Genomic DNA, 14,892 nt, shown 5'->3' with positions numbered 1-14,892 from the left:
TCGCGGGTAACGAGCCGCACGGGGGTACGAAGCGCCTTCGGAGGGCTCTGACTGGTACACGGGACACCTCGCTCGATTCGGTGAGTCGCTGGGACTCGGTCTGAACACCAGAACCATCGCGAGGGCCCGTCCAGCGGGGATCTTGCGGATGTCCACGCCTGGTACAGCCGATACAGCGGCTGTCCAGCGGGGCTCCAGCCAGGCTTGATCACGGGAGTGCGGCCAGGAAGGCGGCCCGTTGCCGGCCGGTCTGGTGGACGGCGGCCGGGCTCTGTGGGGCGTCGGCGCGGGCTACGACCAGGGCGTGGTCGCGGTCGGTCGAGGTGGTGACGGTGGTGGCTCCTGCCTGCTGTAGAGCGAGGTGCGCAGGTACGGCGTACAGGCGGTAGCGGCCGGTGCCGAGGTCGAGGGCGTCCCACTCCTCGGAGACCTGTTTCGGGGTCAGGGAGGTGAGGAGGCCGGTGAGGTCGTCCGGGTCCAGCGGCTCAGCGCGGAGGCCCTGGCGGCGGAGGCGCTTGGTCAGCCGCCGGACTGTGTTGGACAGGAGGAGGTTCAGCTCGGCGTCGTCGCGACGGTCGACGGACCGGACCGCGGTGAGGGCGATCCAGGCGCGACCGGGGCGGCGGATCAGCTTGATGCGCAGGCCCGTCCGGTCCTCCATCAGGTCGACGGGTGCCGCGTCCGGTGGTAGGTCGGTTTCGAGCAGGACTGTCACGCCGTCGGGGCGGACGATCGTACCGGCGTCGAAGTCGCCGAGCTCGAGCCGCCCGCGATACCCCTCGACCGCCACGAACCGCGGCCCGCGCAGAAGGTAGCCGAGAGCCAGCCAGACCCACTCGAAACACCACAACCCACGCCACCCGATCGCCGTCACACCACCAACGCCAACCAGCACCACCCCGGCGACTACCTCCGCCCCCAGCCCCCGCCCCACCAACCCAGCCACCACCCCAAGCACCACCTGCCAACAAACCACCTGCGCCACCCGAACCCGCAACCGCACCGCCCCCACCACAGGCGGCACCACCTGCTGCTGAGCCGGCCCGGTAGGACCAGCCGACACCGGCCCCCCGGCTTGTCCAGCCCCCGGCGACGCAAACCCAGACCGGTACGACCGCCCGCCCGCCCCCACCGCCCCGGCTGCGCCGGCCGAGGCGACTGCGCCGGACGCGAGGGCTGTGCCTGCCGAGGTGCCCGTACCGGGCGAGGTGGCACTCCCGGACGAGACGGCTGCGCCGGGCAGGGCGACCGGGCCGGGCGCGGAGGGTGTGCCGGACAGGACGGCCGTGCCAGCCAAGGTGCCCGTACCGGGCGAGGTGACTGTGGCGGACGAGGCGGCTGCCGCGGGCAGGGCGACCGGGCCGGGGGCTGTGCCGGGGGCTGTGCCGGGCCAGGTGACCGGGCTGGACGCGAGAGCCATGCCGGCCGCGGCGGCCGTGTCGGGCGAGGTGACGGTGCCGGGGAACGCGGCTGCGCCGGGCAGGGTGACGGGTCCGGGCGCTGGGGTTGTGCCGGACGGGATGGCTGTACCGGGTGAGCCGGCAGCGCCGGACCAGGTCACCGTGCCCGGCGGGGTGACGGGGCCCTGTGGCGCGAACTTGCCGGACTGAGCTGCTGCGCGGGGTCCGGCGGTTGCGCCGGACGAGGCGACCGTGCCGGATGGGGTCACCTCGCCCGGCGATGTGGGTGTGCCGGCTGGGCTGGGCGTGCCGGCTGGGATGGGTGAGCCGGCTAGGGCCGGCGGGGCGGCTGGGTGGGGTGGGGGGACTGGGGTGGTAGCAGAGGGCGGGGCGGGGTGCGGCGTGGTTGGGACGGCGGGTGAGCTGGGGGTTGGGGTGGTGGGGGGTGGGGTCATGAGAGTGGGGTGAAGAGCTCGTCGTCGAGGAGGGGACCGGAGGGGCGGTGGTGGGTGGGGGGAAGGGTGAATTGGGTGGGGGAGGGGTGGGCGGTGCGGCCTTGGAGGTTGGGTTGGACTCCGGTTTGGCTGGCGGAGTCGTCCTGCCGGGGGCGTTTGCGGGTGTTGTTGCGGAGGTCGTTGGAGGTGCCGCCGGAGGGGGTGGACATGGGGGGTGCGATCGCCGGGGTCGGTTTGGGGGTTGTTGCTGCGGCGCGGGCGGTGGTGCCGGCTAGTGCGGGCTCGTTGCCGGGTGTGATTCGGGCACCAGCGGTAGCGGTGAGCGGCGTACTGCGTAGGGAGCTTGTTGTCGCGCCTAGCGTGCCGGCCAGGACTGCGGCCGGGATCCCGCCGGGCGACCCGGCCGGGTTGAGCGGGACGCCGATCGACGGGTCGGCGATCGGCGTCGGGAGCGTCGTCGTCCCGCCCGCCAGCGTCGGCAGGTCCGGGTGGATCAGCGTGCCGGGCAGGTTCTCGTAGCCGGGCAGCTTGTCCAGCGCATCCTGTGCGTCACCCAGGCTTCCGGACTGCGCGAGACCTGTGATGGTCTGGACGAGACTGGTGCCCTTCGTCATCACGTCGAACAGCTTGTCCGTGGCGTCCAGCACCTCCGTGACGGACGCGGCGGTCACCGGTGACGACGGCATCGCTCCACCCTCACCAGGACCCTGCCAGCCCTGCGTGGGCTGCGGTACGGCGGTGGGTGCCTGCATGACAACCCCGACCGCCTCCATCATCCCGGCGCCGACCTGCTGCAGACCGACTGCGACCTGCGCCGCGAACGGGCCGATGATCGGTACGCCGCTGAGCGCGACCGCCGTGTCGTACCCGCTCTGCAGCGCCGGCATCACCGCCTGCGCCGCGTTCAGCGCCGTACCGCCGAGCCGCAGCGCGGCCGACATCGCACCGGTGTACGCAGCCCACTCGCCGAGCGAGGCGAGGCTGCCGACGACCTGCCCGTTGAATGCCACCTGCGACAGCGAGCCGATGCTCTGCGGCCAGGTGCCGATGACGCTGTTGGCGGCACCGAGGTCGCCGTGTGTCGCGAGCAGCTGCTGACAGGCGGAGCCCCACATGTCGGCGCCCGCGTGCCACGGCTCGGCGCGCTGCCCGTACAGCATCGACGCCATCGCGTTCAGTTCCATCCCGAAGTACGCACCCATGATCGCCCCGTCAATCCGTTGCCGTCGGCAACTCATCGGCGAGCGCCTTGTGCGCGGTCGCGCTCGCGAGGTCGGTCGACTCGAAGAGGCCGGCGATCGACAGCGCCGAGTCGATCAGCGAGGCAATCCCGCTGGTCGCCTGCAACGTGACCTGGCCGGTGTTCTCGACGCAGAAACGCACATGTGCCTCGACCGTCGCGCTCTCCGGCATCGGGCCGGCCAGCGGCGGTGTCGCCTGGACCGTTCCGGAGACCGGGGTGACGGTCGACAGGGGCGCGAGCGTCGCGAACTGGCGCAGCTCGTCGGGCACCACGGTCAGCGTGCCGATGTCCATACTTCCTCCTCGGGTTCGTCTTCTGCACCACATCAGGGATCCCGGCGGCCCGACCGCATCAGGTCACCGGACGTCAGCTACGGGCCGATCGGGTACTGCGCCGCCTCTGGATCCAGCGCGTGACCGGCAGGCAGCCTGCTGACCAGCTCGGCGGGCAGCCGTACGACAGGCGGCCCGTCGTAGCCGAGAACACCTAGTACGTCGCGGCTCGCCAACTGGTAGCGCCGCCCGAGATCGCTCACGAACGACAGCGCCCCGGACCCGGCCGCCTGACCGGGCGACGCCATCGACTCCACGACGGCCCCGTGCCCGGGCGGTACGACGACCACGTCAGCCAGCGGCAGCCCACCCGCCCCACGCCCAGTGGTCACCCCGGCGTCTCCTGCGGCGGGCAACGATCCGGCCAGCGTGAAGCGCGGGCGGAACTCACCACTTCCGAAGACCGCACACACCGAATCCCCGGACGACTCAGGGCGCGCGAACGTCGGCCGTGTCGCCGGCAGCGCCGAGTCCGTCGTCGGCGTACCCATCCCACCCGAGACCTGAGCCAGTACGGCCGGGTCGAGCGCGACAGCCTCCGGCACCGACCCCGGGTACGCCTTGCGAGTCCCCGGCGCAGTGCGCTGCACGTCGTACTGCAGTGAGCTGATCGCCACCAGCCGGTCCCGCTGCAACAAGTAGTACTGTCCCTGCCCCGTGGAGGTCTGTACGACGTACAGCGTGCCGATCCGCCCTGGACGGAGCAGCGACGACGGAGTACCCGCTCCCGGGACAGAGATCGGTCCCAGCGGCGGACCGGACGGAACCAGGTCCAGCCACACGGACGGGACCCGTAGCCACGCCTCGTTGTTCAGTGCGAGCGCCGCAGCGACTGTTGCCTGCTGCTGGATCAGGTGCCGGTAGCCGCGCCAGATCAGGTACCTCCGGCCATCAGGCCCGACAACCAGCAATGACTCTGCCGCTGCGCCAGACTGCTCGGTCCCCACGAGCAGGACCGACCGCACGATCGGACTGCCCGACGAGTCGACCTCCGGCCGGGCACACAACGACCAGCCACTCTCGAGCAGCCGACTCTTGGCCGGCAAGGAGTCCGGCGCGTCCGGGATACCCACTCGCTGTCCGCGCGGTACGCCGAGCAGGGACTTCGCGGAGACCATGAGTGGCGCGCTGTACTTGTTGGCGAGCAGCAACGCCGACACGTAGTTGGCTGCGGGGTAGAGCACGCCGTCGCGGTACACGTACCGAGTCCCGGTCTCCTTCTCGACGATGACCCGGTCACCGCTCTTCCACGAGGTCTTACCGCCAGGCGCCAGTTGGCCGTAGACGCCCACCGCCGCCAGTACGAGGACCGCGAGCCCGATACCGACCAGCATCGCGACGATGCCGCGGCGGAACGGCGGGAACTCCGGATCGGTCTCCCGCAACAGCAAGGCATGTGTCATGCGCTGCTGGACGAACTGGTGCGACTGCAGCTGATCCCGCTTGGACGCCATCGGTCACCCACCCAGCCCGCGCACGTACGCGTACAGGCCGAGCACCCACAGCACCACCGGCACGATCAACAGCACCAGGACCAGCTCTGCGAGTTCGGCGTACCGGCCCAGGTAAGCCCCTGGTTTGTGCCGCGCGTACCAGAGCCCGAGAAACGCTGCGACGGCTGCGAAGAGCAGCAACGAGTACGGCGTCAGCACCAGCAGCCAGCCGAGGCCGAAGAGGCCGGCGCCGATGAGACTGAGCCGATGCGCCACCACCGGCAGCAGCCGCGCCCGCAACAAGCAGGTCCCCACGACAAGCATCACCAGGATGCGGGCCGGCGTGGACGTCGAGTGGGCCAGTACTGACAGGCATCCGGCCAGTCCGACGCCCAGCCCGGCGAGGATGCCCGTGTAGATCGCGGCTGACCGCAGTACGGCGGCATACACCAGCCGTCGTGGCGGCTGGGGAGCATCCGCGAGCAGATCCGCCGTGCTGGTGGGCAGTACGGGCTTGGGTAGCCGGCCGAGCCGCATCGCGAGCGGAGAAGCGACCGGTATCAACGCGACCGCGAAAGCTCCGACGACTGCGGCGGATCGTGTGCCGTCCAGCCCGCCGCCCAACCATCCTGCTGCCACCGCGAGCGCGCCGGCGGTCACCGAAGCGACGAAGACAGCCGTGTGCCGCGCGATCCCGACATACCCGATCACGCCGAACAGCAGCAGTACGGCGCCGCCCGCGGTCAGCTGCGGAGCGCCAAGGACCGTTGCGCCAGGCAACAATGCTCCACCGGTGAACGCGAACACCAGCGACATCGCGCCGGTCAACGCAGCGGCGGCCGCATCACCAACAGCTCGCGACAGGACGACGCCGACCGCCATCAACACTCCTGCGACGACGAGAGCGAAGGACGCGACGTCGTCCCAGGACTGCCCGCCACGCAACTGGATGGCGAGCGCGGTCAGCGAGGCGGTCGCTCCGGCGATCAGTCCGCACCAGCGGGTCGCACCTGCGCTCCATGCCCGGCCGCCGGCCCGTGCGTCGGTGGCGATCGCGTCCACCAGGTCGTCGTACTCCAGCTCCGGCCAGTGCTGGTGTGCCGGTGCGAGGTGCAGGACCTCGCCGTCACGGACCTCCTGCCCGGCGAGATCCCGGTGCGTCTCCAGCGCCTCGCCGTCGGGCCGGCGCAGGATCCAGCCGCCCTGCAGGGCGCCGAGATCGGCGAGGTCGTCACCGGCGTGCCGCAGGATGCCGGGCAGCACCTCGGCCACCGTCGACCGCTCGGGAAGCGCCAGGTCGATGCGGCGTTCGGGTGCGTCGATGGTGACCCTGACCAGTCCGCGAATGCTCACGTCCGTCACCGTGACACGCGGCAACCGGCACGGGACGCGGGCTTGCAGCTTGCGGCCAGTCAGCTAGTGGCCGCACCCCGCTCCACGGCGCCGGCGCCACCTAACGTCCTGGAGCATGTCGACAGTCATCGTCAGCAGGCCGCCACGGCGCGACGGGCCGGCGCTGCCCACCGGCGACGTCACGCTGGACCCGCCGCCGGCGTTGCCGGTGCCTGCCGGTCGGCAGCTGTCGCAGTACGTGATGATGGTGCCGATGCTCGCGGGCGGTGCCGCGATGGCGTTGATGTACTCCACGCTCGGCGGTGGCGGCAAGATGAGCTACATCGTCGGCGGCCTGTTCGGGTTGTCGGCTCTGGGCATGGCGGCGGTCGCCTTCGCGGGGCAGGGTGCGCCGCGGCGCGAGATGGCCAGGGCACGCCGTGGCTACCTGCGGCACCTGTCCCAGCAGCGCATCCGGGCCAGGCGGGCCGTCTCCCAGCAACGGACGGCGCTGTCGTACTTGCATCCCGATCCCACCCAGCTGTGGACTCTCGTGGAGAGTTACCGGCTCTGGGAGCGCCGCCGCAACGACGCCGACTTCGCGATCGTCCGTGTCGGCACCGGTGCGCAACCGCTGGCCACTCCGGTCGCTCCGCCCGACACAGCCCCACTGGAAGAGCTGGAGCCCCTGTCGGCTGGGGCTTTGCGCCGCTTCATCACGACGTACTCGTCGGTGCCGGGGCTGCCGGTCGCGATGGCGTTGCGCGGTTTCGCACGCGTGTACGTCGACGGCGAGCCGGACCGCGTGCGCGGCCTGGCCAGGGCGCTGCTGGCGCAGCTGGCGACCTTTCACTCACCGGACGACCTGCTGATCACGGCTGTGGTCGGTCCGGAGACCAGAGCAGACTGGGAGTGGCTGAAGTGGTTGCCGCACGCGCACCATCCCGAGAAGGCTGACGCGCTAGGGCCGATCCGGCTGATCAGCAAGAGCGTGCCGGACCTGGAGTCGGTGCTGGACGACCTGCTGGCCCAGCGGCCGCGCTTCGACCCGGGAGCGACAGGCCGTGTCGACGGGCCGCATGTCGTCGTACTGATCGACGGCGGCGACGTTGCCGGCTCTGACCACCTGATGACAGGCAGCGGCGTGGAAGGAGTCAGCGTCATCGACCTGACCACGCAGCCGCCCCGGCTGCTCGACCGCTCCAGCGTGCTGCTGGATGTAGCGGACGACGGCGCGTTGACCAGCGTCACCGCTGACGGCGAGTCAGAGGTCGGTACGGCGGACGGCTTCACGGCCCAGGATGCGGAAGCCCTGGCCCGGCTCCTGGCGCCGCTACGGTTGTCGGCGGGAACGGACGGCGACGAGAGCTTCGCGTCCGCGTTCGGCCTGACTGACCTGCTCGGCCTGGGCGACCCGTACAGTTTCGACCCCGCCCGGCACTGGGGCCCCAGACCGAACCGGGACCGGCTGCGCGTGCGCTTCGGTGTCACCGCGGACGGCACACCCGTCGAGCTGGACCTCAAGGAGTCGGCCCAGGACGGCATGGGACCGCACGGACTGCTGATCGGTGCGACCGGGTCCGGCAAGAGCGAGCTGCTCCGGACACTGGTGCTCGCGCTCGCCGCGACGCACCCCTCCGACAGCCTGAACTTCGCCCTGGTGGACTTCAAGGGCGGTGCGACGTTCACCAAGCTGGACCGGCTGCCGCACACCAGCGCGGTGATCACCAACCTCAGTGAGGAGCTCGCGCTCGTCGACAGGATGTCCGACGCGATCGGCGGCGAGCTCATCCGCCGTCAGGAGTTGCTGCGACGGGCCGGCAACTACGAGTCGGTCCGCGAGTACGAGCTCGCCAGGGCCGCCGGTGCCGACCTGCCGGAAGTACCGACGCTTCTGGTGATCTGCGACGAGTTCTCCGAGCTCCTGTCCGCGAAGCCCGACTTCATCGACATGTTCAACCAGATCGGTCGTCTCGGCCGCGCCCTCGGCGTACATCTGCTGCTGGCCAGCCAGAAACTCGAGGAGGGCCGACTGCGCGGTCTGGACGCGCACCTGTCGTACCGGATCGGTCTGCGGACCTTCTCCGCGATGGACAGCCGGGTGGTGCTCGGCATCCCGGACGCGTACGAGCTGCCGCGGGCACCCGGCCACGGGTTCTTGCAGATCGGCACCGAGACACTCGTCCGGTTCCGCTCCGCCTACGTGTCGGGCGTGCACCGCGCAGCCGTCAGCTCTGCCGCCGGTAACGACGTGGCGGACGACGTGTCCGAGTACACCAGTGCGTACGTGTCGATGCCGGCCGCAGCGGTCGCCCCGGACGAGGAGCCCGAAGACGACGGTGTCGGAGACAAGCTGCTCGACATCCTCGTCGATCGCCTGCAGAACAAGGGCAAACCGGCCCACCAGATCTGGCTGCCGCCGCTGGACGACCCGCCGTCGCTCACCAGCCTGCTGCCCGCCCTGACCGTCGACCCGGACCGCGGCCTCACGGTCGCCGCCGCACGGGCCCGCGGAGCCCTGCGGGTCCCGATCGGCCTGATCGACAAGCCGTTGGAGCAGCGCCGCGACCCGTTCGTGGTCGACCTCTCAGCCGGCGCCGGGCACGCGGTGGTGGTCGGCGGCCCCCGGAGCGGCAAGAGTACGGCGATCCGCACGCTGGTCTCGGCGCTCGCGCTCACCCACACGCCCCGCGAGGTGCAGTTCTACTGCCTCGACTTCGGCGGCGGCTCACTCGCCGCGCTGCGCGACTTCCCGCACATCGGCGGCGTGGCAGCCCGTCTGGACGCGGGCGCCGTCCGCCGGACGGTCGCGGAGATCCAGCAGGTGCTGGCGGCCCGGGAGCGCTACTTCGCGGATCACGGTGTGGAAAGCATGGCGTCGTACCGGGAGCGGCGCGCGGCCGGTGAGTTCGCGGACGACCCGTGGGGCGACGTCTTCCTGGTGGTGGACGGCTGGCCCGTCCTGCGCTCGGACTTCGAGGAGCTGGAGGCCACGATCGCGGAGATCGCCGGCCGCGGTCTCGCGTACGGCGTGCACGTAATCGCGAGCTGCTCGCGCTGGTTCGACCTGCGCGGCACGATCCGCGACCTGTTCGGCACCCGCGTCGAACTCCGCCTCGGCGATCCGTCCGACTCGATCGTCGACCGCCGGGCCGCGATGAGCGTACCGACCGACAGCCCCGGCCGCGGCCTCGCCGACAAGGCCCAGCACTTCGTCGTCGCCACCCCCAACCCCGACCTAGGCCCCCAACTAACTGCGGCCTGGCCCGTCTCCGGCGCCCCCCGCGTCCGGCTCCTCCCACTGCAACTGCCGGCGGACCAGCTGACCGCAGTACTGCGAAGGCAGCCGCAGACGGCCAAAGGACTGCCGATCGGTCTGGCAGAACGCGACCTCGGCCCGATACACCTCGACCTGGACGCCGACCCGCACTTCCTCGTGTTCGGCGACACCGAGACAGGGAAGACCGGGTTCCTGCGCTGGATCGCGCGCTCGCTCGTCGACCGCTACGAACCGACCGAGGCACGCATCATCCTGGTCGGCTACCGGCGCTCACTGGCCGTCGACGCCGAGCACGTCATGGGCACCTTCACGGATCCGCGCGGCGTCGAGGCGATGGTCGCGGACCTGGTCCCGGTCCTCGATCGCAGGTTGTCCGGCGAGTGGACCGGACCGCGGATCCACGTTGTGGTGGACGACTACGACCTGGTCGCCGGTAACACCTCGAACCCGCTGTCCGGTCTCGTCGACTACCTCGCCCAGGGCCGCGACATCGGCCTGCACCTGATCGTCGCCCGCCGATCCGGCGGTGCCGGCCGCGCCATCTTCGAACCGCTGATCGCGCGACTCCGCGACCTCGGTACGCCGGGCCTGGTGATGAGCGGCGACAAGTCCGAGGGCCCGCTGCTCGGCACGACGAAACCGCAGTCGCTGCCGCCCGGCCGCGGCCTGCTCGTCGACCGCCGCGGCAACCCCGACCTGATCCAACTCGTGAACTGCCCGGCAACGGAGGAGAGCGCATGAGCCTGCTGTTCGACACGGACGAAGTCCACAACTTCCGGGACAAGCTCCCGCCGGCGGACTTCACCGAGGTGGCCGGGCTGATCAAGGACGGCTCGAACCTGGCCGGCCGGATGGAGGAGAGCCAGAACATCCAGCGGATCCATCTCGCGCTGCTGCACGACCTCGAGTCGTTCGGCACCGACGTACCGCTGGGCATCGAGGCGCTGCGCCAGTTCGCGGACCACGTCATCGCCACCTACACAGGTGTGGACGGCGACAACGCCGCCCGTGAGAGGGCCGTCAACGAGACCTTCCGCCACGTCGAGTCCTACCTCGCGCAGGAGGTCTCGCCGTTGTTCCCGCAGCTCCCCGAACCCGCGCCGAAGTAGCGGAGGCGACCGCCATGGAGTACGGCAAGATGAACGCCCAGGAGCTGTCCGACCTGATCGCCACCGAGCGTCCCGACGCGTGGGCCGCGGCGGCGAAGGCGTGGGGCAAGACGGCGGTCCTGGCCAACAACGTCGAGGCCGGCATCTCGTCGGCGAGCGGCGAGATCACGGTCTGGCAGCAGAGCAACGACTCGAAGGCCGAGGCGGCGTTCGACCAGCGCATCACCCGTGATCTCGACGTACTGAAACGGTGGAACCAATTCGGCGTCATCGTGATGCTGCGGCTGCAGGCCGTGGCCAGTGTGCTCGCCGCGGCGCAGCCGGCGATGCGAGGCTTCGCCGACGCACGGGCCGAGCAGATCAGGATCCGCGACGCCGCCGCGGACGACGTCGGTGCACGGAACACCGCCAGCACGGAGATCGACCGTCTCAACGACCTTGCCCGCGGCCGGATGCAACTGGTCGCACAGCTGATGAAGGAATCACTGACCGACAAGGACCCGGAACGTCCCGGTCGCTGGGTCGGCCCGCGCGCGGCTCCGGGCGGTCCGGTCAGTCCCGAGGCGCCCGGCACCGGTGACGGGGCACAGGCGCCCGGCGCCGGGGGGCCAGGTGCGGACGCCGGGGGGCCAGGTGCGGACGCCGGGGGTGGCGGAGCCGCGCCCGGAGATGCGAGCCCTGGTACGCCGGAGCAGCCGTCGTCGCCGAAGACGCCGGAGGAGAAGGATCCGGTGGAGGAAGCCGGCAAGCTGATCGATGTCATCGGCAAGGGCATCGATCTGACCGGAAAGGTGCCGGAGAACCTCGACAAGTGGCTGACGCTGGCGCAGCACGGGAAGGACCTGCTCGGCGCGGACACGCCGTCGACAACCATTCCGGACGACAGCAGTTCGGGCTCGCACGGGCTGCCGGTGGACGAGCCCGCACTGGCGGGCAGTACCGGCGCGGAGCCCGTTCTGAACCCGACCCATTACGCGCCGTCGACCCCGCACAGCAGTCTCGGCGGCGGCGGTCTCGGCTCGATCGGCCTGCCCATCACCGGCGGCGGTGGCGGCCACACGGGCCTGCCCGGCGGTACGACGGAGCGCGGGACAGCATCGTTGCGCTCAGCAACTACGGCCGGTAGCACCGGCGCCGAGCCGACCCTGAGCGGCCGTACGGCGACCACCGCCGCGACCGGCACGCAGTCCGGCACGCCGTCGATGTACCCGCCGATGAACGGTGCAGGGGCCAGCGCCCCCACCGCCCGCGGTGAGATCCGGCCGGGTGCGGCAGCGTCCAAGCCGGGCTTCGCCGTACCGACCGAGCCCACCGCGTCCGAGCGGCTGAGCCGCCAGGGCGTGCAGTCCGACCTGCAGGGCCGGACGAACAACGAACGACGGACAGCGTCCGGAGCGCCTCCGCCGCTCAAGCGCAGGAGGTCCGCACTGTCGCGTCGGGCCGCCACCGAAGACGTGCTGGACGAGGAGCTGTGGAAGCTCTGACGGCACAACGGGCCATTCCGTGGCCGCATCCGGAACGCGTCCGGGGGACGCGGGACCGGGACCTAGCGTGACATCGACCGGTGATCACGCGCCGGCAACCAGCGAGGAGGAAACACCATGGCCGGTGTGGAGACCGAACTCCAGCGAATGCAACGGACGGCCCATGAGGCCGCCACGATCGGCGACAACCTGAAGGCGGTGATGACTGCGCTCGACAACGCGATGGGCGGCCTCACACCGATGGACGGACAGATCAAGAACGTCTTCTGGCAGGGGCACAACAGCCACCTCGACGCGGTGGGCAAACTCTGCGCGAAGCTGCACCAGATGTCGGACGGCATCAACACCTCGAAGACCGGCTACGAGGCCGAGGACACCGGCAGCCAGGCCGCGTTCAACCAGCTGGGCGGAACCGGCGGCTCCGTCCTCGACGTCACCAAGCTCTAGGCTCCAGGAGGACGCCGTCATGATGATCAACTACCCGGGCTCCGCGATGGTGCAGGGCTCCGTCGACATGGCCACCGCGAACCGCCAGGTCACCGAGCTGCAGACGCAGTTCCAGACCGCCATGCAGGCGCTGCTGGCGGCCTGGCGCAGCGAGGCGGGCTCGCCGCAGCTGCAGCAGGTGCAGCAGTTGTGGCTCCAGGCCAACGAGGACATCAACCTGATCCTCGGCCGTCGGGGCAGCGCGCTCGAGGACGCCTGGATCCGGATGGCGCGGGCGGACCGCTCGGCCGCGAACGCGCTGGACGTCTGACCGAACGACCGGAGCCCGGCCCCTGACCTTCGGGGGCCGGGCTCCGCGTCTTTGTTTCAGCGGGCGCGCCAGCCGCGGCGGCGACCGAGAGGTACGACGACCGCGGCCGCCACCAGCAACGAGGCGAGAATCCCGGCCAGCACGACGATCCGGCGGCCCGTCCGGCCGGCGGCGTCCCATGCGGCCGCACGTCGTTCCGCGACCGGATCCGCCTTCGTGGGCTTCACGGGTGGCAGTACCGCCGGCCGCGCGCCGTCCAGGACGTCCTGCACGGCTCGGTACGGGTTCACGACGCCGGCGCCGTACTGATCCGCGGGACCCGGAGCCGGCGTCGCGGTGGCGATCAGCCGGGCGGCGACCTGCGCTGCGGTGAGCTTCGGATCGGCCGCCCGGACCAGGGCCGCCGTACCGCTCACGAAGCCGGTCGCGAAGCTTGTGCCGTCGTAGTAGCGGTGACCGCTGACACGGGTCGCGGCCAGTACGCCGCCGCCCGGCGCGGAGACGTCGACGTACGACCCCACCTGCGAGCCGGGGAGCCGGGATCCGTCGATCGTCGTCGCGCCGACACCGAGGACACCCGGGTACGCCGCCGGATAGGTGACGGGATCCGGCCCCTGCTGACGGTGGTTGTTGCCGGCCGCGGCGACGACGAGCGCGTCATGGCGCTGGGCGTACCGCACGGCGTCGCGGACCGGCTTCTGGTCGGCGTACAGCGACAGCGAGATGTTCACGACGGTCGCGCCGGCGTCGACCGCGTACCGGATCGCGCCGGCGAACACGGTCGCGTCGACGGCCGCGCCCTGCTGCTCGCTCGCGTCCCGTTCGCTCACCCGGATCGGGAGGATCCGCGCGCCCGGGGCGACGCCGCGGAAGCCGATCCCGGTCACCGGCCGCGCCGCGATGATGCTGGCCACCGCCGTACCGTGTGAGACGCAGTCGAAGTTCGCGCGCTTGTCACCCGGCGTCAGGACGTCCTTGCCCGGCAGCACCGCGCCGGGCTCGGCAAGCTGCGGGTGATCCGCGTCCACGCCGGAGTCGATGACCGCGACTGTCACGCCACGGCCGGTGCTCGTCGGCCAGACGCGTTCCGGCGCCAGCCAGGTGGTTGCCCAGGGCATCTTGCTTACCGTCGGCCCGCCGGCCTCGGCCGACTGACACTGTCCGGCGGGCGGTGCCGCCCAGACCGGCGTCGCGGTGGCGGTGAGTGCTCCCAGCACGGCCGTTGCCGCTGCTGCTCTGACAGTCTTCACGCTCCGGACCGTACGTCGCGGCCCGATCGTGACACGGGTTCTGACCCCTTGTGGCCAACGCCTGACCGCGTTGCCGCCGACCACCGACCCTGGTGACTCGGAGGTGCCGATCATGGACATGTCGAAGCTCTACTCAGGCCAGGAGTTGGCCGCACTCGGCCTGGACGACGGACTGGAGCGGCTGACCGCGGCAGCGGTCGCGCTCGACCGTGCGTTCGACGAGGTGACCGTGACCGCCGTCTCGCCCGACCGGATGGTCAAGGTCACGGTGACCGGGCGTGGCGACGTACGGGAGATGGAGTTCGACCCCGGCATCTACCGTACCGAGAATCCGCAGGCGCTGGCCGCGACGATCCTCGCGACCCTCGGTCAGGCGCACGCCGCGGCCGCCGCCAAGATGCAGGCGGCGTACGAGTCCTTCCAGGAGGACCTCGATGACTGACCGCATCCAGGTCGACCTGAACGGCGTGGACAGTGCCGCGGAGGCCTGCCGTCAGGCCGGAGGCGACGCCCGCGCGAAGCTGACCGGTCTGATGCTCGGACTGACCAGAGAGGCGATCGAGAGCGCCGCCGGTCACGACGACTACGGCAAGCAGATCACGGACGGGTGGGTCAACAGCGGCGCCGCCCAGTTCCCCGAGGGGGCGAAGTCGATCGAGGCCGAGTTGCTCGGTCGCGGCTACCAGATGAGCGGCTGCGCGGACCGGACCGAGGCGACCGACGCGGACGCGTCCCAGCAGGTCCGAGCCACCGATCTCGGGCTGGCGCGCGTCGCGGACCACTGGGAGCCGGCTCCGCAGGGTCAGGACTAGTTGCC

At 71.1% G+C, this 14,892-nt stretch carries 14 protein-coding genes; 8 read left to right on the top strand and 6 right to left on the bottom strand.

Going from position 1 to position 14,892, the window contains the following annotated elements; all coding sequences use genetic code 11:
* Window positions 1-208: 208 nt before the first annotated feature.
* On the bottom strand, window positions 209-874 hold the full coding sequence (locus tag ABZW60_RS06495; RefSeq protein ID WP_355474691.1) for a type VII secretion protein EccE: 666 nt from the start codon (window positions 872-874) through the stop codon (window positions 209-211).
* A 304-nt stretch (window positions 875-1,178) separates the two neighbouring features.
* Between ABZW60_RS06495 and ABZW60_RS06490 the strand changes: the two genes are divergently transcribed.
* Window positions 1,179-1,610 (top strand): hypothetical protein, encoded by a 432-nt coding sequence (locus ABZW60_RS06490; RefSeq protein WP_355474689.1) that lies wholly within the window; start codon window positions 1,179-1,181, stop codon window positions 1,608-1,610.
* Between the two features lie 241 nt (window positions 1,611-1,851).
* Here the strand turns inward: ABZW60_RS06490 and ABZW60_RS06485 are convergent, their stop codons facing one another.
* The 4 genes from ABZW60_RS06485 to eccD form a co-directional block, all read right to left on the bottom strand.
* Entirely contained in the window at window positions 1,852-3,057 is a 1,206-nt protein-coding gene (locus ABZW60_RS06485; RefSeq protein ID WP_355474687.1) for a hypothetical protein, read from the bottom strand.
* Window positions 3,058-3,067: 10 nt separating this feature from the next.
* Window positions 3,068-3,391: a hypothetical protein gene (locus ABZW60_RS06480; RefSeq protein WP_355474685.1), complete on the bottom strand. Its 324-nt coding sequence runs from the start codon at window positions 3,389-3,391 to the stop codon at window positions 3,068-3,070.
* Window positions 3,392-3,468: 77 nt separating this feature from the next.
* Entirely contained in the window at window positions 3,469-4,884 is a 1,416-nt protein-coding gene (gene eccB / locus ABZW60_RS06475; protein ID WP_355474683.1) for a type VII secretion protein EccB, read from the bottom strand.
* A gap of 3 nt (window positions 4,885-4,887) precedes the next feature.
* Window positions 4,888-6,216: a type VII secretion integral membrane protein EccD gene (eccD, locus tag ABZW60_RS06470; protein WP_355474681.1), complete on the bottom strand. Its 1,329-nt coding sequence runs from the start codon at window positions 6,214-6,216 to the stop codon at window positions 4,888-4,890.
* Window positions 6,217-6,331: 115 nt separating this feature from the next.
* On the opposite strand from eccD, the gene eccCa reads away from it, so the two are divergent.
* The 5 genes from eccCa to ABZW60_RS06445 all read left to right on the top strand — a co-directional run bounded on the left by eccCa (window position 6,332) and on the right by ABZW60_RS06445 (window position 12,825).
* Window positions 6,332-10,216, top strand: a complete 3,885-nt coding sequence (eccCa, locus tag ABZW60_RS06465) for a type VII secretion protein EccCa (protein ID WP_355474679.1) — start codon at window positions 6,332-6,334, stop codon at window positions 10,214-10,216.
* Complete coding sequence (locus ABZW60_RS06460; RefSeq protein WP_355474677.1) at window positions 10,213-10,584, top strand: hypothetical protein; 372 nt, start codon at window positions 10,213-10,215, stop codon at window positions 10,582-10,584. The genes eccCa and ABZW60_RS06460 overlap by 4 nt, the downstream gene beginning before the upstream one ends.
* A 14-nt stretch (window positions 10,585-10,598) precedes the next feature.
* On the top strand, window positions 10,599-12,068 hold the full coding sequence (locus tag ABZW60_RS06455; protein WP_355474675.1) for a hypothetical protein: 1,470 nt from the start codon (window positions 10,599-10,601) through the stop codon (window positions 12,066-12,068).
* 117 nt (window positions 12,069-12,185) lie between these two features.
* The gene (locus tag ABZW60_RS06450) at window positions 12,186-12,515 is read left to right on the top strand and encodes a hypothetical protein (RefSeq protein ID WP_355474673.1); all 330 of its coding nucleotides are present in this window, start codon (window positions 12,186-12,188) and stop codon (window positions 12,513-12,515) included.
* Window positions 12,516-12,534: 19 nt separating this feature from the next.
* Window positions 12,535-12,825 carry a hypothetical protein gene (locus tag ABZW60_RS06445; protein ID WP_355474671.1) on the top strand — a complete coding sequence of 97 codons (291 nt, stop codon included), beginning with the start codon at window positions 12,535-12,537 and terminating at the stop codon, window positions 12,823-12,825.
* Window positions 12,826-12,881: 56 nt separating this feature from the next.
* Here ABZW60_RS06445 and mycP read toward each other — a convergent pair whose 3' ends face one another.
* On the bottom strand, window positions 12,882-14,075 hold the full coding sequence (gene mycP / locus ABZW60_RS06440; RefSeq protein ID WP_355474670.1) for a type VII secretion-associated serine protease mycosin: 1,194 nt from the start codon (window positions 14,073-14,075) through the stop codon (window positions 12,882-12,884).
* Between the two features lie 112 nt (window positions 14,076-14,187).
* On the opposite strand from mycP, the gene ABZW60_RS06435 reads away from it, so the two are divergent.
* Together ABZW60_RS06435 and ABZW60_RS06430 are read left to right on the top strand one after the other, a co-directional pair.
* The gene (locus ABZW60_RS06435; RefSeq protein ID WP_355474669.1) at window positions 14,188-14,517 is read left to right on the top strand and encodes a YbaB/EbfC family nucleoid-associated protein; all 330 of its coding nucleotides are present in this window, start codon (window positions 14,188-14,190) and stop codon (window positions 14,515-14,517) included.
* Window positions 14,510-14,887 (top strand): hypothetical protein, encoded by a 378-nt coding sequence (locus ABZW60_RS06430; protein WP_355474668.1) that lies wholly within the window; start codon window positions 14,510-14,512, stop codon window positions 14,885-14,887. The genes ABZW60_RS06435 and ABZW60_RS06430 overlap by 8 nt, the downstream gene beginning before the upstream one ends.
* Window positions 14,888-14,892 lie beyond the last annotated feature (5 nt).

The organism is Kribbella sp. NPDC003557 (assembly GCF_040610805.1).
Lineage (GTDB): Bacteria > Actinomycetota > Actinomycetes > Propionibacteriales > Kribbellaceae > Kribbella.
Note: the sequence above shows the minus strand (reverse complement) of the source record. Positions and strands in the feature narration are given on the sequence as shown.

What these genes read in the sequence shown, in the direction of transcription:
- ABZW60_RS06460 (WP_355474677.1), top strand. Translation starts at nt 10,213, where the DNA reads ATGAGCCTGCTGTTCGACACGGACGAAGTCCACAACTTCCGGGACAAG.
- ABZW60_RS06450 (WP_355474673.1), top strand. Translation starts at nt 12,186, where the DNA reads ATGGCCGGTGTGGAGACCGAACTCCAGCGAATGCAACGGACGGCCCAT.
- ABZW60_RS06480 (WP_355474685.1), bottom strand. Translation starts at nt 3,391, where the DNA reads ATGGACATCGGCACGCTGACCGTGGTGCCCGACGAGCTGCGCCAGTTC.
- ABZW60_RS06445 (WP_355474671.1), top strand. Translation starts at nt 12,535, where the DNA reads ATGATGATCAACTACCCGGGCTCCGCGATGGTGCAGGGCTCCGTCGAC.
- ABZW60_RS06455 (WP_355474675.1), top strand. Translation starts at nt 10,599, where the DNA reads ATGGAGTACGGCAAGATGAACGCCCAGGAGCTGTCCGACCTGATCGCC.
- ABZW60_RS06430 (WP_355474668.1), top strand. Translation starts at nt 14,510, where the DNA reads ATGACTGACCGCATCCAGGTCGACCTGAACGGCGTGGACAGTGCCGCG.
- eccB (WP_355474683.1), bottom strand. Translation starts at nt 4,884, where the DNA reads ATGGCGTCCAAGCGGGATCAGCTGCAGTCGCACCAGTTCGTCCAGCAG.
- ABZW60_RS06435 (WP_355474669.1), top strand. Translation starts at nt 14,188, where the DNA reads ATGGACATGTCGAAGCTCTACTCAGGCCAGGAGTTGGCCGCACTCGGC.
- eccCa (WP_355474679.1), top strand. Translation starts at nt 6,332, where the DNA reads ATGTCGACAGTCATCGTCAGCAGGCCGCCACGGCGCGACGGGCCGGCG.
- ABZW60_RS06485 (WP_355474687.1), bottom strand. Translation starts at nt 3,057, where the DNA reads ATGGGTGCGTACTTCGGGATGGAACTGAACGCGATGGCGTCGATGCTG.